This window comes from Angustibacter sp. Root456, from assembly GCF_001426435.1.
In the GTDB taxonomy this organism is placed as follows: domain Bacteria; phylum Actinomycetota; class Actinomycetes; order Actinomycetales; family Angustibacteraceae; genus Angustibacter.
Window position 1 is genome coordinate 126880 of the sequence record NZ_LMER01000019.1, and the last position, 16818, is coordinate 143697.

Annotated in this window: 14 protein-coding genes and 1 riboswitch; of the genes, 9 read left to right on the top strand and 5 right to left on the bottom strand. The window is 74.5% G+C overall.

The annotated features are described in order from the left end of the window. Positions 1-13 precede the first annotated feature (13 nt). The gene (locus ASD06_RS13985) at positions 14-1132 is read right to left on the bottom strand and encodes a citrate synthase 2 (protein ID WP_056678901.1); all 1119 of its coding nucleotides are present in this window, start codon (positions 1130-1132) and stop codon (positions 14-16) included. Between the two features lie 81 nt (positions 1133-1213). Here ASD06_RS13985 and pdxH point away from each other — a divergent pair, with 81 nt between their 5' ends. The 5 genes from pdxH (at position 1214) to eda (ending at position 9416) form a co-directional block, all read left to right on the top strand. Next, the gene (gene pdxH, locus ASD06_RS13990) at positions 1214-1933 is read left to right on the top strand and encodes a pyridoxamine 5'-phosphate oxidase (protein ID WP_056678904.1); all 720 of its coding nucleotides are present in this window, start codon (positions 1214-1216) and stop codon (positions 1931-1933) included. 27 nt (positions 1934-1960) lie between these two features. Continuing rightward, entirely contained in the window at positions 1961-5164 is a 3204-nt protein-coding gene (locus ASD06_RS13995; RefSeq protein ID WP_056678907.1) for an AAA family ATPase, read from the top strand. Positions 5165-5215: 51 nt separating this feature from the next. Further along, positions 5216-6664: an FAD-binding oxidoreductase gene (locus ASD06_RS14000; protein ID WP_082538051.1), complete on the top strand. Its 1449-nt coding sequence runs from the start codon at positions 5216-5218 to the stop codon at positions 6662-6664. Between the two features lie 227 nt (positions 6665-6891). Next, on the top strand, positions 6892-8772 hold the full coding sequence (gene edd, locus ASD06_RS14005) for a phosphogluconate dehydratase (RefSeq protein WP_056679336.1): 1881 nt from the start codon (positions 6892-6894) through the stop codon (positions 8770-8772). Continuing rightward, a complete protein-coding gene (gene eda, locus ASD06_RS14010) occupies positions 8769-9416 on the top strand; it encodes a bifunctional 4-hydroxy-2-oxoglutarate aldolase/2-dehydro-3-deoxy-phosphogluconate aldolase (RefSeq protein ID WP_235502349.1) in 648 nt (215 codons plus the stop codon). Before edd ends, eda begins: the two co-directional genes overlap by 4 nt. Before the next feature lie 300 nt (positions 9417-9716). On the opposite strand, the gene ASD06_RS14015 is transcribed toward eda, so the two are convergent. The 4 genes from ASD06_RS14015 to ASD06_RS14030 all read right to left on the bottom strand — a co-directional run bounded on the left by ASD06_RS14015 (position 9717) and on the right by ASD06_RS14030 (position 13337). Further along, positions 9717-10439 carry an anti-sigma factor domain-containing protein gene (locus tag ASD06_RS14015; protein WP_056678909.1) on the bottom strand — a complete coding sequence of 241 codons (723 nt, stop codon included), beginning with the start codon at positions 10437-10439 and terminating at the stop codon, positions 9717-9719. Then, positions 10436-11044, bottom strand: coding sequence for an ECF RNA polymerase sigma factor SigK (gene sigK / locus ASD06_RS14020; RefSeq protein WP_056678911.1), 609 nt, complete (start codon positions 11042-11044; stop codon positions 10436-10438). The genes ASD06_RS14015 and sigK overlap by 4 nt, the downstream gene beginning before the upstream one ends. A 185-nt stretch (positions 11045-11229) precedes the next feature. Continuing rightward, positions 11230-11967 (bottom strand): hypothetical protein, encoded by a 738-nt coding sequence (locus ASD06_RS14025; protein ID WP_056678914.1) that lies wholly within the window; start codon positions 11965-11967, stop codon positions 11230-11232. Positions 11968-11984: 17 nt separating this feature from the next. Then, the gene (locus tag ASD06_RS14030) at positions 11985-13337 is read right to left on the bottom strand and encodes a deoxyribodipyrimidine photo-lyase (protein ID WP_056678917.1); all 1353 of its coding nucleotides are present in this window, start codon (positions 13335-13337) and stop codon (positions 11985-11987) included. Positions 13338-13433: 96 nt separating this feature from the next. Between ASD06_RS14030 and ASD06_RS14035 the strand changes: the two genes are divergently transcribed. The 4 genes from ASD06_RS14035 to ASD06_RS14050 all read left to right on the top strand — a co-directional run bounded on the left by ASD06_RS14035 (position 13434) and on the right by ASD06_RS14050 (position 16685). Next, complete coding sequence (locus ASD06_RS14035; RefSeq protein WP_056678920.1) at positions 13434-14135, top strand: metal-dependent transcriptional regulator; 702 nt, start codon at positions 13434-13436, stop codon at positions 14133-14135. Positions 14136-14225: 90 nt separating this feature from the next. Continuing rightward, positions 14226-14442, top strand: a riboswitch (cyclic di-AMP (ydaO/yuaA leader). Between the two features lie 6 nt (positions 14443-14448). Continuing rightward, a complete protein-coding gene (locus ASD06_RS14040; RefSeq protein WP_082538052.1) occupies positions 14449-15234 on the top strand; it encodes a C40 family peptidase in 786 nt (261 codons plus the stop codon). A 183-nt stretch (positions 15235-15417) separates the two neighbouring features. Further along, positions 15418-15930: an HNH endonuclease gene (locus ASD06_RS14045; protein WP_056678926.1), complete on the top strand. Its 513-nt coding sequence runs from the start codon at positions 15418-15420 to the stop codon at positions 15928-15930. A 38-nt stretch (positions 15931-15968) separates the two neighbouring features. Then, on the top strand, positions 15969-16685 hold the full coding sequence (locus ASD06_RS14050) for a DsbA family oxidoreductase (RefSeq protein ID WP_235502351.1): 717 nt from the start codon (positions 15969-15971) through the stop codon (positions 16683-16685). Positions 16686-16818 lie beyond the last annotated feature (133 nt).

The window sequence follows — 16818 nt, forward strand, 5'->3', positions numbered from 1 at the left end:
AGTCTCCCGCACGTCAGCGCTGGCCGAGCGAGTCCGTCCACCCCGTGACGTCGTGCGCGGTACGCGGCCCGTGGCCGACGTAGCGGGCCGAGGGCCGGATCAGGCGGCCGGTGCGCTTCTGCTCGAGCACGTGCGCCGACCAGCCGGCCGTGCGGGCGCAGGTGAACATCGGCGTGAACATGCTCGCCGGCACCTCGGCGAAGTCGAGGATCACGGCAGCCCAGAACTCGACGTTCGTGGCCAGCACGCGGTCGGGACGGCGGGCGTGCAGCTCCTCGAGGGCGGCCTTCTCGAGCGCCGCGGCGACCTCGAAGCGGGGCGCGCCCAGCCGCTCGGCGGTGGAGCGCAGCACGCGGGCGCGCGGGTCCTCGGCGCGGTAGACGCGGTGGCCGAAGCCCATGAGCCGCTCGCCGCGGTCGAGCACGCCGCGCACGTAGGCGCCGGCGTCGCCGGTCTGCTCGACCCCCTCGATCATGTGCAGCACGCGCGAGGGCGCCCCACCGTGCAGCGGGCCGCTCATCGCGCCCACCGCGCCGCTGAGGCAGGCGGCGACGTCCGCGCCCGTCGAGGCGATCACGCGGGCGGTGAAGGTGGAGGCGTTCATGCCGTGCTCGGCGGCGGACACCCAGTAGGCGTCGACGGCCTCGACGTGGCGCGGGTCGGGCTCGCCGCGCCAGCGGATCATGAAGCGCTCGACGATGGTCTGCGCCTTGTCGACCTCGCGCTGCGGCACCATCGGCAGCTCCTGGCCGCGCGCGGACTGCGCGATGAACGACAGGGCCATCACCGAGGCGCGGGCGAGGTCCTCGCGCGCCTGGTCGGCGTCGATGTCGAGCAGCGGCCGGAAGCCCCAGATCGGCGCCAGCTGGGCCAGCGCGCTCTGGACGTCGACACGGACGTCGCCGGTGTGCACCGGCAGCGGGAACGGCTCGGCCGGGGGCAGGCCGGGGTTGAACTCGTCGTCGACGAGAAGCCCCCAGACGTTGCCGAAGGAGACGTGGCCCACCAGGTCGGTGATGTCGACACCCCGGTAGCGCAGCGAGCCGCCTTCCTTGTCGGGCTCGGCGATCTGGGTCTCGAAGGCGATGACGCCCTCCAAGCCGGGCCGGAAGGTCGTGTCAGCGTCGGTCATGACGCTCCTCTCTCGTCGTCGAGTCGCCCGCCATTGTGCACGCACCCACGAACCCGCCAGCGGGGGCCTAGGCTCGGCGGCGTGAGCGAGCAGCGGCCCGTCGACTCGGTGGTCAAGCCCGTGGTCGACCCCACGGCACGGATGGACTACTCCGGTGACCTCATCGGCGATCTTGATGAGGCCGGCGGCCCCGGCGCGCCGCTCAGCTGGATCGAGCGGTGGTACGCCGACGCGCAGGCGGACCCGCGCGTCGCCGAGCCGGGCGCGATGGTCGTCGCCACCGTCGACGCCGACGGGCTGCCCGACGCGCGCAGCGTCCTGCTCAAGGGCCTGTCGCCGGACGGCCTCACCTTCTACACCAACACGCGGTCGGCGAAGGGTCACCAGCTCGCGCACCAGCCGTACGCGGCCCTCGTGCTGCTGTGGCACCCCATGTTCCGCCAGGTCCGGGTGCGCGGGCCGGTGACGCCGACGTCCGCCGAGGACGCCGCGGCGTACTTCGCCGCCCGTCCGCGCGGCTCGCAGGTGGCCACGCGGGCCTCGCGGCAGTCGCAGCCGATCGGCTCGCGCGCCGAGCTCGAGGCCAAGGTGGCGGCCGAGGAGGCGCGCTGGCCCGACACCGGCTCGCCGGACGACGTCCCCGCGCCGTCGACGTGGGGCGGCTACCTCGTGCGCCCGGACGTCGTCGAGCTGTGGGTCGGTCAGCGCTCGCGGCTGCACGACCGGCTGGTCTTCCGGCGGGCCGGCGACGGCGGCCTGGACGACGCGTCGTCCTGGCGCACGGAGCGCCTGCAGCCGTAGGAGACCCAGAGGAGCGGGAGGTGCGCGGTGCTCGACGTCGTCCTGCTGGGCGGTCAGCGGATCGACCGCGGTGCCCCGGGCACTGAGGAGGCTCTGGCGACCCGCACCGCGCTGCTGCTGGCCTACCTCGCGCTGCACGGTGGCGCGCCGCAGCCGCGCACGCACCTCGCGGCGCTGTTCTGGCCCGACTCCGAAGAGGCCCAGGCGCGCACGAACCTGCGCCGAGAGCTGCACCACCTGCGCGCCGTCCTGGGCGACGACGAGTCCCTCGTCGCCGGACCCACGGCCCTGTGCTGGCGCGACCGTCCCACCTGCCGGGTCGACGTCCGGGTGCTGCTGGGCGAGGCGGCCGCGGCGGCGCGCGCCAGCCGTGACGGAGACCGTGACGGGCTCGTGCGGCACGCCGACCTGGCCCTCGCGGCGTACGCCGGGCCGCTGCTGCCCGGAGCCCTCGACGACTGGGTGCTGGCCGAGCGAGAGGCGCTGCAGCGCCAGTGCGTCGACCTGTGCGACCTGTTGGCGCAGACGCACGCCCAGGTGGGCGACCTGGCGCGGGCCCTTCCGCTCGCCCGCAGGCGGGTGCAGCTCGAGCCGCTCGAGGAGGGCGGCTACCTGCAGCTGATCCAGCTGCAGGCCGCGGCCGGCGACCGGTCGGCTGCGCTGGCGACGTACCACCGGTGCGTGTCGGTGCTCGAGCGTGAGCTCGGGATCGGTCCGGGGTCGGCGGTCGTGGCCGCGGCTGCGGCGCTGCACCGCGAGCGGCCCGGGGGCACGCAGAGCACCGCGCAGCGGCCGCAGGGACGACGCCCGTCGGTCGCCGAGGCTCCGCTCGTGGGCCGGGCCGAGCAGGTGCGCCAGCTCGGGCAGCGCTGGGACGACGCCCGCCACCGTCCCGGCGCCGTCACCGTCATCAGCGGCGAGGCAGGCGTCGGCAAGACCCGGCTGGCGCTCGAGGTGGCTCGCCGCGTCCGCGACGGCGGCGGTGCCGTGGCCGTGGCGAGGTGCTTCGCCCGGTCGGGGCGTCCGCCGCTGGCGCCGGTGGCCGAGTGGCTGGCCGCCCCCGACCTGCGGGCGGCGCTCTCGTCGGCGGACGTGGCGGCGCGGCGTGAGGTCGCCCGGCTGGTCCCCCCGGACCCCGAAGGTCTGGGCGAGCTTGCCTCGCAGGACGTCGACACGCTCTCGGCCGGCGTCCTCGGCCGCGGCGAGGGGTGGCGCCGCCGCCGGTTCTACGACGGGCTGGCCCAGGTCGTCCTCGGCGCCGGGCGCCCCACGCTGCTGGTGCTCGAGGACCTGCAGTGGTGCGACGTCGAGACCCTCAGCTGGCTCACGTTCCTGGTGCAGCGGGCCGCCCGCACACCCGGCCTGGCGCTGCACCTGCTCGTCACCGTGCGGCCGCGCGAGCTGGCCGGCCAGGGCGAGCACTCGGCGTGGGTCGCGGAGCTGCGGGCCGACGGCAGCGCGGAGGTCGTCGACCTCGCACCCCTGGACGTGCCGCAGGTGGCCCGGCTGGGCAGCCACCTGACCGGTCGCGAGCTGACGGCGAGCCAGGCCGCGGAGCTGCACGCCGCCACCGGCGGCTTCCCCCTCCACGTCGTCGAGGCCGCGCGGTCGGGGGTCGGTGGGCCGCCGATGCCCCGGCCGCGCACCGCGTCCGATCCCGGCCGGGACGCTTTGGGCGGCGTCCTGCGCCGCCGACTCGGTGAGGCCTCCGCCGTCGCCCGCGAGGTCGCGGGGCTGGCTGCGTGCGTGGGCCGAGACTTCGACCTCGAGCTCCTGATCGGTGCGAGCGACCACGAGGCCGACGTCGTCGTCGACGCGGTCGACGAGCTGTGGCACCGGCGGATCCTCGTCGAGATCGCCGGCGGATACGACTTCTCCCACGACCTGCTGCGTGAAGAGGCCTACGCGCTGGTGTCGCCGCCGCGACGGTGGCTGATGCACCGGCGCCTCGCGCAGAGCCTGGAGCTGGCGCACTCCGGGCGGCTGGACGACGTCGCCGTCCAGCTGGCCGACCTGTACGAGCGGGGGAGCCGGCCGGAGCGAGCCATCGAGCACTACGTGACGGCGGCCCAGCGGTCGGTGGGGTTGATGGCGATGCGCGACGCCGTCGCCCACTACGGCAGCGCGCGGCGACTGCTGCGCACCCTCCCGGAGGGTCCGGTGCGCGACGCCCGCGAGCTCGACCTGCTCTTCGCCATGAGCGAGCCACTGAACGTCGCGTACGGCTACGCCGCGCCGCCACTGGTCGAGAACTCCGAGCGGCTCGTCGAGCTCGCCGAGCGGCTCGGCCGGCGGCGCACGCTCATCGCCTCGGTGGTGGGCCTGTGGGGGTCACGGTTCGTGCAGGGACGGCACGGCGAAGCGCTGCGGCTCGCGACGTGGGCGGTCGACCTGGCCGAGGACGAGCCGGATCTGGCGACCCAGGGTCGCTTCGCGCTGGGTGGCTCGGTGGCGACCGCCGGTCGGTCTCGGGAGGCGGTAGCCCATCTGGACCGCACGTGGGACGACGACCCCGACCTGGTCTCGACCGTCGTGGGGACGCGGCCACGGGTCCACGCGCGCGCCTGGTCGGCCCATCCCTGCTGGCTGCTCGGCGACACCGCCGGGGCGCTCGAGCGGCGCGACGACGCCGTGCGCGAGGCGCGGCGCGGAGGGCGGCCCTACGACGTGGTGGTGGCGCTCGCGTACGCCGCGGTCACCGACCAGCTGCTCGGCGACGTCGACCGGCTGACGGCCACGGCGAACGAGCTCACCGAGCTGTGCCGTCGCCACGAGGTCGCCTACTACCGCGAGTGGGCGCTCGTGACGGGCGGATGGGCGCGCGGCGGCCCTGAGGGCGTTGCGGCCATGGAGGACGCCATCCGCCGGCTGCAGCACCAGGGAGCCCTGGCCCGGATGCCCTTCTGGCTCTCGCTGCTCGCTGAAGGACGGGCGGGGGTCGGCGACGACGGTGGGGCTCGGGCGGCGCTCGACGCCGCTCAGGCCGCGGCCGCGTCGCGCCAGGAGCTGTGGTGGCTGCCGGAGGTGCTGCGCCGGCGCTCTGCGCTGCTGCCGGGTTCGCGGCCCGTCGAGGCGCTGCGCGAGGTCGAGCGCCTCGCCACGGCCCACGGGAGCCTGGCGGTGCTGCAGCGGTGCCGCGCCGACCTGGCGGCGCGCGGCGAGGGCCCGAACACCGGCCCGAACGCCGGCCCGAACGCCGATGCGAACGCTGAGGGAACGCTGCGTTCCTAGCGTCCTCGAGCGAAGCACCCGGACCCACCGGGTGGACGCGGGAGGACCACCATGAGCACTCACCCGACAGGTACCGTCGCGGCCGGCATCGGTCGTCAGCGAACCCCCGGCGAGGCCACTCAGGCGGTGCTGGACGACCTGGCCCAGCACCTCACCGGCGCGCTCGTGCGCCCCTCCGACGCGGGCTACGACGCGGCCCGGGCCGTGTACAACGCGATGATCGACCGGCGTCCGGCGGCCATCGCGCGCTGCGCCTCGGTCGAGGACGTCGTCGCGTGCGTGCGCTGCGCTCGTGACCACCACGACCTCGACCTGGCCGTGCGTGGTGGCGGCCACAACGCCGCCGGGCTCGGCGTGGCGGACGGCGCCCTCGTCGTCGACCTCGCGGACCTGCGCGAGGTGACGGTGGACGCCGAGGCAGGTGTCGTGCACGTCGGCGGAGGGTGCACCTGGCACGACGTCGACGCCGCGACCTTCGAGGACGGCATCGCGGTGCCGTGCGGGTTCCTGTCGAGCACCGGAGTCGGCGGTCTGACGCTGGGCGGCGGTGTCGGCTACCTGACGCGTCGCTTCGGGATGACGGTCGACAACCTGCTCGCGGCGCAGGTGGTGCTGGCGGACGGGTCGGTCGTAACGGCCGACGCGCAGTCGCACCCGGACCTGTTCTGGGCGCTGCGCGGCGGCGGCGGCAACTTCGGCGTCGTCACGCGGTTCACGTTCCGCGCGCACGCGATCGGCGACCACGGCACGGTGGTGGGTGGGCCGGTGCTGTACGCGCTCGAGGACGCCGGCGACGTCCTGCGCTGGTACCGCGACCTGCTGCCGACGTTGCCCGAGGAGCTGAGCGGGTGGTTCGCCCTGCTCACGATCCCGCCGGCGCCGCCGTTCCCGGAGGAGCTGCACGGGCGCAAGGCCGCCGGCATCGTCTGGTGCTACACCGGCGACCCGGCGCGCGCCGACGAGGTGCTGGCGCCGGTGCGGGAGTTCGGCTCGCCGCTGCTGGTGGGCGTGCAGCCGATGCCGTTCCCCGCGCTGCAGAGCGCCTTCGACGCCCTCTACCCCGCGGGCCTGCAGTGGTACTGGCGCGCCGACGTCTACGAGCACGTCAGCGACGAGGCCGTCGCGGTCCACGAGCGGTACGGCGCCGAGCTCCCGACCGGGCACTCCACGATGCACCTGTACCCGATCGACGGTGCGGCCACGCGCGTGGCGGCCGACGCGACGGCGTTCCCCTACCGCCGCGGCGGGTGGGCCGGGGTCATCGTCGGCGTCGACCCCGACCCGGCGAACGCCCCAGCGATCACCAGCTGGGCGAAGGCGTACTGGGAGCAGCTTCACCCGACGTCCGCCGGGGGCGCCTACGTCAACTTCCTGCAGGACGAGGGGGCCGAGCGGGTGCGGGCGGCCTACGGGCCGAACTACGACCGGCTGCGGCAGGTCAAGCGGGCCTACGACCCGACGAACCTGTTCCACGTCAACCAGAACATCCCGCCCGCCTGAGTGACCGGCAAATTCTTGGGAATTCGTACGCCTGGGGCGGGCCAGGCGTACGAATTCCGGGGATTTTGCCGGAAGCGGCGGCGTCCGGATGGCGGGACTACGCCCGAGTAGGTTTGGCACCCCGATCACGGACCTCGATAGCGTGACCTGAGTCACACCCATCGCGGACGCCAGCGTCGTCGTCCGTGGCCCGCCGCATCTCGGCCGGCCACGACGACAGGAGCCTGATGGCACGCGTCACCCCGCTGCACCGTGTGGTCCACGACGTCACCGAACGCATCGTCGAGCGCAGCGCGCCGCAGCGCTCGGCCTACCTCGCACAGCTCGCCGCGGCGCGCGCCCACGGGCGCCCGCGGTCGGCGCTGGGCTGCAGCAACCTCGCCCACGCCGTCGCGGCGTGCGGTGCGAGCGAGCGCGCGGCGCTGTCCGGCGACGAGGCCGCGAGCATCGCGATCGTCACGGCCTACAACGACATGCTCTCGGCCCACGCGCCGTACGAGACCTACCCGCGCGACATCAAGGCGGCCGCCACGGACGTCGGAGCCGTCGCCCGCGTGGCCGGTGGCGTGCCGGCGATGTGCGACGGCGTCACCCAGGGACGCCCGGGCATGGAGCTCAGCCTCTTCAGCCGTGACGTCATCGCCATGGCCACGGCGATCGCGTTGTCGCACGACGTCTTCGACGCTGCGCTGATGCTCGGTGTCTGCGACAAGATCGTGCCCGGCATGGTGGCCGGGGCGCTGGCCTTCGGTCACCTGCCGACCGCCTTCGTGCCCGCAGGACCCATGGCGAGCGGGCTCCCGAATGCCGAGAAGGCCGCGGTACGCCGGGCCGCGGCCGAAGGCACGGTGGGTCGCACCGAGCTGCTGGCGGCGGAGGTGGCGTCGTACCACTCGCCCGGCACGTGCACCTTCTACGGCACCGCGAACTCCAACCAGCTGCTCATGGACGTCATGGGCCTGCACCTGCCCGGCGCCGCCTTCATCTCGCCCGATGACCCCCTGCGCGCGGCGCTCACTTCCGCTGCCACGCAACGGGTTGCGCAGATCGCAGCCAGCGACGCGCCGTACGGCATCGGCGAGGTCGTGGACGAGCGCGTCGTGGTCAACGGCGCGGTCGCGCTGCTGGCCACCGGCGGCTCGACCAACCACACGATCCACCTCGTTGCGATGGCGGCGGCGGCCGGTATCGAGCTGACGTGGGAGGACCTCGACGACCTCTCGCGCGTGATCCCGCTGTGCACGCGGCTCTACCCGAGCGGCACGGCGGACGTGAACCACTTCCACGCCGCGGGTGGCACGCCGTTCCTCGTCGGCACGCTGCTCGACGCGGGGCTGCTGCACCCCGACGTGCGCACCCTCGCCGGTGACGGTCTGCAGCGCTACCGCCGAACGCCGTGGCTGGACGACGCCGGCGACCTGCGGTGGGACGACGCGCCGTCCGTGAGCGGTGACCTCGACGTGCTGCGCCCGGCGTCCGCGCCGTTCGCCCCGGACGGCGGCCTGCGGGTGCTGCGCGGGTCGCTCGGTCACGCGGTGGTCAAGGTGTCGGCGGTGGCGCCCGAGCACCGCGTGGTGGAGGCGCCGGTGCGGGTCTTCTCCGACCAGACCGCTGTGCTGGAGGCGTTCTCGCGCCGCGAGCTCGACCGCGACGTCGTCGTCGTGGTGCGCGAGCAGGGGCCTTCGGCCAACGGCATGCCCGAGCTGCACCAGCTGACGCCGTCGCTGACGGTGCTGCAGCGGCGCGGCTTCCGCGTGGCGCTCGTGACCGACGGGCGGATGTCGGGGGCGTCCGGCGCGGTGCCCGCTGCGATCCACGTGACGCCGGAGTCCGTGCACGGTGGGCCGATCGCGCGGCTGCGCGACGGTGACGTCGTGCGGCTCGACTGCACCACCGGGCAGCTCGACGTCCTGGTCGACGCCGACGAGCTGGCCGCCCGTGAGCCGGCTGACGCGACGGGGGGGAGTGAGCGCGGTACGGGACGTGAGCTGTTCGGTGTGATGCGAGGGAACGTCGGGCCGGCCGATCGAGGGGCGCACGTGTTCGGAACGCCACCCTCTGCAGTGGTTGCACCGCAGGCGGTTCCGGCCTTCGGGAGCGCCTCGTGAGCGCGCCGACGGTGGGTCCCGTGACCGTCGACGACGTCATGACCACGTCGCCGGTCGTGCCGGTGGTGGTGATCGAGGACGTCGCCGACGCCGTCCCCCTGGCGGGCGCTCTGCTGCGTGGCGGTGTGGGTGTCATCGAGATCACTCTGCGCACGCCGGCCGGACTGGAGGCCATCCGGCGCGTGGCCGCCGAGGTGCCCGACATGCTCGTGGGAGCAGGCACGGTGGTCACCGCTGACCAGGTGACGGCGTCCGTCGAGGCGGGGGCGTCGTTCCTCGTCACCCCGGGCTCGCCGCCGCGCCTGCTCGACGCGGCGCTCGGGGCCGGCGTCCCGCTGCTGGCCGGTGCGGGCACCGTCACCGAGATGATGACGCTCGCCGAGCGCGGCCTGACGGCGATGAAGTTCTTCCCCGCTGAGCCGAGCGGTGGCCGCGACTACCTGGCTGCTGTCGCCGGGCCGTTGCCGCACCTGCGGTTCTGCCCGACGGGCGGGATCACCCCGACCAGCGCACCGACGTACCTCGCGCTGCCGAGCGTGCCGTGCGTCGGCGGGTCGTGGCTCACGCCGAAGGACGCCGTGCGCGAAGGGCGCTGGGACGTCGTCGAGGGCCTCGCCCGCCAGGCCGCCGCGCTGCGTCCCTGACGCGGGCAGGTGAAGGCCCGCAGGCTGCCCCTCGGTGAGGGACCGCCGCGCTGGACGAGGCGCGGCTCCTGCGGGCCAACGGTGACTGCCTGGATCTCGCTGGCCACGGCGTCCCCGAGGGGACCGTTCGCGGTCGTGGGATCGAAGGAGCCCGTCCGACTTCGACGGCGGCTAGCGGGCAGCCACCTCACGCGTCCGTAGATCAATCACCTCTCGGACCACCTCCTTTCCCGTGTGCCATGACGGTACGTCCGGATGTGGTGCGGTGCAACGGTATTGCGGTTCAGTTGTGGAACCGCGTCAGGCGCCGAGGTCCATCGTCATGATCGGTGCCGTCGTGGGCTGCTTGGAGCCACCGGCCGGCTCCACGGTGACGCCGAGCTTGGCGCCCGGCGTGACACCGGTCGCGAGCAGGGCCTGCGACCCGTGGATCAGGCCCACCGAGCGCGCACCGCCGTCGATCACCCACAGCTGCAGCACGTGCTGGGCGTCGGTGGCCGGCAGCTTCTGGCCGACGAACACCGCCTTGCCCTCCGACGGGGCGACGATCACGCGGGCCACACCGCCGCCGTCGATCTGCCGGGCGTCCGGCGCGGCGAGCACGGCCGCCATCTGCGAAGCGGCCTGCTCGACCCGCACGGCCTCCCGGTGCTGCTGCACCGCCACCGCGCCGAGGCTCCCGGCCACGACGACGAGCGCGGCCGCCACGGCGAGGAACGTGCGGGACGCCACGCGCGAGCGCCGGAGCAGCGAGGTGACGGTGCCGGCGTCCGAGACGGGCGGGAGCTGACGCGTCGCACGCACCTGCTCCATCACCGAGTCCCGGAACGACGCCGGCACGCCGCTGGCCGCGGCCACCCCGAGCATGGCGCCGGTGGCGCGCAGGCCGCGGACCTCTTCGGTGCACGACTCGCACTCGGCGAGGTGGGCCTCGAACTCGCGCCGCTCGGGGTCGTCGAGGGCGTCCAGGGCGTACGCGCCGGTGAGGGTGTGCAGGTCGTGCGTCGTGCCGTCGCGAGTCATGCTGGCACCCCCAGGCAGTCGCGCAGACGGATCAGACCGTCGCGCAGGCGGGTCTTGATCGTGCCGAGGGGCACGTCGAGCAGCTCGGCGACCTCCCGGTAGGTGTAGCCGCCGTAGTAGGCCAGCTGCACGGACTCGCGCTGCAGCTCGGTGAGCCCACCGAGGCAGCTGCGCACCGCCTGCTGCTCCAGCCGCACCTCGACCTCCTCGGCCACCTCGTCGTACTCGCGCACGGTGTCGCGGCGCCCCACCCGCTCGTCGCGGTCGCGGGCGGCCTGGGCCGACCGGACGCGGTCGACGGCGCGGGCGTGCGCCATGGTCATGATCCACGTGGTGGCGCTGCCGCGGGAAGGGTCGAAGCGGGTCGCGGTGCGCCACACCTCGACCATGACCTCCTGGGCCACCTCCTCGGACTGCGCGGGGTCGCGCAGGACGCGCCGCACAACGCCCAGCACCGGGCCGCCCGTGCGGCGGAACAGCACCTCGAAGGCCGCCTCGTCCCCGCGGGCGACCTGGGTCACCAGCGCCTCCAGGGAGTCGGCGGCGTCGCCGGTGGCCCTGGCGTCGTCCGGGACGACTCCCAAGCGCCGCTGCGTCGAGCCCATGAGGACTCCCTTCAGGCGTGGCATCACGTGGTCGACCCTTCTTCGACGCCACCCCCCGAGCGGATTGGTGGTCCCCCGATGATCACGTGAAGTGGGTCCCCGAGCACGTCGTGGGGCTCACGATCGTGGCGGCTGGGCATCACCGGCGATGCGCCGCCACCACGATGTGCGGCCGGCACGGCTGGTCAGGGGGTGATGGTGGCGGGGTCGACGGCGATCCAGACGGCCGCGGCGCGTGCGAGCAGGCGCGGGGCGGGGTCGAGGGCGTAGAGCGCCGTCTCGGTCCAGGCCTTGCGGCCCTCCTGGCGCTGCACCCGGCCCATCACGACGTGCCGGACGCCGGCCCGCGAGAGCGCGTCGACCCGAGCCGTCATCGTGCCGAGCACCATGGGGCGCCCGGCGAGGTCGACCGACCAGCCGCCCGGGCAGTCGAGCGCCGCCCACGTGACCTCGGTGGTCACGCGCCCGTCCGGCCCGGCGACGTCGTCAGCGGGCACCCACGTGCAGGCCGTCACCTCCGGACGGTCGGCGAGCGGTCCTGGCCGCAGCGCCAGCCCGTCGGACGCCGGACGCCCCGTGCCGCACGAGAAGCAGGTCGCGAAGGGGTGGTCGTGCAGACCGCGGTAGCGCGACTGGGCGTCGAGGGCGACGTCCCACGACACCGGTTCCACCGCCGCCTCGGTGAACGGCGACGGCACGAGCGAGGCGACCGCCACCGGCCGCTCGCCGTCAGCCGCCGTCGCCTCGCGGTCGTCGCCCGTCACCGCCAGCTCGACGTCGAGCGGCGGGGGCGCCATGAGCCGCACCTGCACGGCCTCGCCCTCGCCGGCCACGACGTGCTGCGCCAACGCGCCGCAGGTCCAGCCGCCGTTGCCCGACCGGGAGGGGCCGTTGTAACGCTGAGGGATGACGAGGGTGCTCACGCAGCGACCCTAGCGACCTAGCGGCGGCGCACGCTCTCGTAGCGGCGCAGCGCCTCAGCCCGCTCCTCGGCGTGGTCGACGATCCGTCGCGGGTAGTCGTGGGCGTAGCCGTCGTCGTGCTCCCACGGCTCGTGCGCCGCGGCACCGTGCAGGTGCGCGAGCTCGGGCACCCAGCGCCGCACGTAGGCACCGTCGGGGTCGAAGCGCAGCCCCTGGCCCACCGGGTTGAAGACCCGGAAGTACGGCGCGGCGTCCGTGCCCGAGCCGGCCACCCACTGCCAGCCGTGGTTGTTGCTCGCGAGGTCGCCGTCGCGCAACCAGCGCAGGAAGTGCCGCGCCCCGTGCTGCCACTCGACGTGCAGGTCCTTCACCAGGAAGCTCGCGGTGACCATGCGCACCCGGTTGTGCATCCACCCGGTGGCCCGCAGCTGCCTCATGCCGGCGTCGACGAAGGGATAGCCGGTGCGGCCCTCGCGCCAGGCGTCGAAACCGTCGCCGGGCTCGTCGTAGCCCAGCCGCGCGTACTCGGGCCGCAGGTACTCGCGGGCGCTCTCGGGGTGGTGCCACAGGACGTCGGCGTAGAACTCGCGCCAGCACAGCTCGCTGCGGAAGGTCTGAGCGCCCTTGCTGCGGCGCCCGGCGAGGTCGGCCAGCAGCGTGCGCGGGTGGATCTCGCCGTACTTCAGGTGCGCCGACAGCTGCGAGGTGCCGTCGAGGTCGGGCCGGTCGCGGTCGTCCGCGTAGCGGTCGAGGGCGTCGTCGCGGAACTCCCGCCAGCGCTGCAGGGCTGCCCGCTCACCGACGTCCGGCAGCTCGACGCCGTCGAGGTCGGGCTCGGCAGGCAGGTCGGCGGAGTCCACCGTGCGGGCCCAGCGCAGCCCCGGCGGCGGGTCGCCGGCCGGGGCCGGCCAGCCGTGCGCCGTCCAAGCCTTCGAGAAGGGCGTGAACACCTGGTACGGCGTGCCGTCGCCCTTGGTCACCGAGCCCGGGCCGACGGCGTACGGCGTGCCGGTGCGCACCAGGGGCACCTCGAGGGCTCGCTCGACCGCCTCGTCGCGCCCGCGCCCGTAGGGGCCGGCGTCCGCGGTGACGTGCACCGACGCCGCACCCAGCTCGCGCGCGACGTCAGGCAGCACATTGGCGGGGTTGCCGTGCCGGACGACGAGCGCGCCGTCCGTGGCCGCCCGCAGCGCCTGCAGCGACCTCAGCAGCCACCTGACGCGCGGTGCGCCGGAGGCGTTCAGCAGCCGGTCGTCGAGGACGAACAGCGCCAGCACGCGGCCGCCGTCCGCAGCCTGGGCGGCCGCGTGCAGCGCAGGGTGGTCGGCGAGGCGCAGGTCGCGCCGGAACCACAGCACGGTGTCAGGCACGCCGTCACGCTAGGGGGCCGCCTCCCGCACGGCGCGGCGGTGGCGCGCTCGCCGCGTAGGCTCGCCCCGAGCGACCACCAGAGAGGCCCAGCGCACGTGAGCGACCTGATCGACACCACCGAGATGTACCTGCGCACCATCTTCGAGCTCGAGGAGGAGGGCATCGTGCCGATGCGCGCCCGCATCGCCGAGCGCCTCGGGCACAGCGGTCCGACGGTGTCGCAGACGGTGGCGCGCATGGAGCGTGACGGCCTGGTGCACGTCACCGGCGACCGGCACCTCGAGCTCACCGACGACGGCCGGCAGAAGGCCACCCGCGTGATGCGCAAGCACCGCCTGGCCGAGCGACTGCTCGTCGACGTCGTCGGGCTGGAGTGGGAGTTCGTGCACGAGGAGGCGTGCCGCTGGGAGCACGTCATGAGCGAGCGGGTCGAGCGCAAGCTGCTCGAGATCCTCGACCACCCCACCCAGTCGCCGTACGGCAACCCGATCCCGGGTCTGGACGAGCTGGGGGAGTCAGACGGCGGCGAGCAGTTCCTGGGTGGCGGCCTGCGCCAGCTCGGCGAGCTGGCGGGGGCGACGGCGTCAGACGTCGTCGTGCACCGCATCGGCGAGCCGGCCCAGGGCGACCCGCAGCTGCTCGGCGCGCTGCACCAGGCGGGGCTGCGGCCGGGCGAGCGGGTGCAGGTGCGGCGTGACGGCGACCGGCTGGTCGTGGTGGGCGCCGACGGGCGCGAGGTCGCCGTCGATCGCCGCACCGCCGAGCACGTGTTCGCCGTCCCGGCACCGGCTCGGTGACGCCCGGGTGACGCGGACTCGCCGGGGGCGTGACAGCACGGGGTCGGACTGTGTAGTTTGGCCCGTGCCCACCGTCCCCGCGGAGGGCCCTCGACGCGGACGCCGAACTCTGCCACCGCATCCCGAGGAACCGCACGACACCGTCTGGCAGAGGCGGGGGACCCACGTAGTCCGACCGGCGCGGAAGCCATCCGTGACGGTCTTGGGGTGAAGCCACCACAGCAGGGCGCGAGCCCAGCACCGGTGGCCGGGTGAACACTCTCCACCCGAACCCGACAGCTCACCTCGAAGGCGTCGGAGAGGCTCTACGACTGTGACGACTCGTACCCCCGGGCGCCATCGCGCGCCCGCGCGACACGCGTCCACGCTCCTCGCTCCCTCATCCAGCTCGACCGGTGCCGTCGCCAAGACGTCCGCGGTGCTCGCGGTCTCCGGCGGTCTGGTCGCCTCGCTCGGCCTGCAGGCTCACGCCGCGCCGGCGAGCGTCGACACCGCGGCCACCACGACCGAGGCGCCCAACGGCGTCCAGCAGGCGTCGGCTGTGCCCGCCGCGCTGGTGGACGGCGTCGCCGCCGCTCCGTCGTTCGGCGAGATCGGCTTCACGGCGGTGGCGACCAAGCCGAAGCCCAAGCCCAAGCCGAAGCCGGTCGTGAAGTTGCAGCGCGCCACCGAGCGGGTCAGCCGCTCCAGCGAGCGCACCGCGCCTGCCGCGCCCGCGCCCGCTCCGGTGAGCATCAAGGCCGGCGCGCCCGGGTCGCCGGAGTTCGGCGCCGCCGTGATGGCGATCGCCGCGCGCTACGAGGGCACGCCCTACCAGTACGGCGGCACCACGCCCGCTGGCTTCGACTGCTCCGGTTACACCTCCTACGTCTTCCGCCAGGTGGGTATCGACCTGCCGCGCACCTCGAGCGCGCAGCGGGCGGCCACCACCCGCATCTCGCGCAGCGAGGCCGTGCCGGGTGACCTGGTGTTCCTGCCCGGCCACGTCGGCATCTACGCGGGCAACGGCATGATGTGGGACGCCCCCCGCACCGGCAAGGACGTCCAGAAGCGTGCGGTGTACTCCAGCAGCGCCACGTACGGCCGCGTCCACGGCTGACGTCGCACGGCCTTCTCGCACGGGCCCGCCACCGACTCGGTGGCGGGCCCGTGCGCGTTTTCTGCGTGACCTCGGGCGGTTCGCCGCCTACCCTGACGCCAGGGCCGTCAATCCGGGCGGACTCCGAGACGCCGACGTGTCCCGCACGCCAGCTGGGCCGCGCCGGCGAGAGAGGGGCGCGCGATGCGCACGCTCGTGCTCAACGCCGGCTACGAGCCGTTGTCGGTGGTGTCGTTCAAGCGGGCCGTGGTGCTCGTGCTGGGCGGCAAGGCCAGCGTGCTGGCCGAGTCCGACGAGCCGCTGCGCAGCCCCGGCTCCGTGCACCGCGACGGGCTGTCGATGGCGACACCCTCGGTGATCCTGCTCGTGCGCTACGTGCGTGCCCCGCGCCGGCGGGCGGTGGCGGTGACGCGTCGGGGCGTGCTGCGACGCGACGGCCACCGCTGCGCCTACTGCCGCGCCCAGGCCGCGACGGTCGACCACGTCATGCCCCGCTCGCGCGGCGGCGCCGACGCGTGGGAGAACCTCGTGGCCTGCTGCCTGCGCTGCAACAGCGCGAAGGGCAATCGGACGCCGGAGGAGATGGGGTGGCGGCTGCACCAGCGGCCGGTCGCGCCGTCCGGGCCGTTGTGGGCGCTGCGGGGGGCGGAGTCGCTCGACCCGTCGTGGGAGGAGTTCCTCTCCGTCGCCGCCTGAGCGGGAAGGCTCGGGGCAGCAGCGGTGTTGGCGCCTGCGTGACTGATGCGCTGAAGGTCGAGATCTGGTCGGACATCGTGTGCCCGTGGTGCTACATCGGCAAGCGGCGGCTGGAGGCGGCCGTGGCGTCGTCCGGGGTGCCGGTGCAGGTGACCTGGCGCTCGTTCCAGCTCGACCCGACGGCGCCGCGGGAGAGCACCGAGGACGTCGCGACGTACCTCGGCCGCAAGTACGGCGGGGGCCGCGAGGCGGGGCTGGCCATGAACGAGCGCGTGTCGCAGGTCGCCGCGCAGGACGGCCTGGAGTACCACCTCGAAGCGGCCCAGCGCGCGAATACCGTCGATGCCCACCGGCTGCTGCACCTCGCCGCTGAGCACGGGGTGCAGGACGCGCTGAAGGAGCGGCTGCTGCGCGCCTACTTCACCGAGGGGCAGGCGGTGGGCGACCCCCAGACGCTGGCCGGGCTCGCCGCCGAGGTGGGGCTGGCGGCCGAGCGCGTGCGCGAGGTGCTGGGCTCGGACGAGTACGCCGACGACGTCGCGGCCGACCAGGCCGAGGCCCAGGCGCTGGGCGCGAACGGCGTGCCGTTCTTCGTCATCGACCGGCGGTACGCGGTGAGCGGCGCCCAGCCCGTGGAGCTGTTCGAGCAGGCGCTGCGCCAGGCGTGGAGCGAGCATCGGCCCGCGCTGTTGAGCGTGCCGAGCACCGACGGCGCGGGCGCCGAGGTGTGCGGTCCGGACGGCTGCACCACCTGAGCGGCGGCCCTACTTGGTACTGGGCGCTGGACCAGGTACCGTAGGGCGTGGTTGCAGTAGCAGTTCCTCGATCGTTTACCAAAGCGTCCGCGGGATCTCGCGGACGCTTTCTCGTTGTTGGGCTTCGCCCTCC

Excerpts from the sequence above, each read along its gene's own strand:
- ASD06_RS13985 (WP_056678901.1), bottom strand. The coding sequence starts at position 1,132 with ATGACCGACGCTGACACGACCTTCCGGCCCGGCTTGGAGGGCGTCATC.
- ASD06_RS14000 (WP_082538051.1), top strand. The coding sequence starts at position 5,216 with ATGAGCACTCACCCGACAGGTACCGTCGCGGCCGGCATCGGTCGTCAG.
- edd (WP_056679336.1), top strand. The coding sequence starts at position 6,892 with ATGGCACGCGTCACCCCGCTGCACCGTGTGGTCCACGACGTCACCGAA.
- ASD06_RS14015 (WP_056678909.1), bottom strand. The coding sequence starts at position 10,439 with ATGACTCGCGACGGCACGACGCACGACCTGCACACCCTCACCGGCGCG.
- sigK (WP_056678911.1), bottom strand. The coding sequence starts at position 11,044 with ATGGGCTCGACGCAGCGGCGCTTGGGAGTCGTCCCGGACGACGCCAGG.
- ASD06_RS14045 (WP_056678926.1), top strand. The coding sequence starts at position 15,418 with ATGCGCACGCTCGTGCTCAACGCCGGCTACGAGCCGTTGTCGGTGGTG.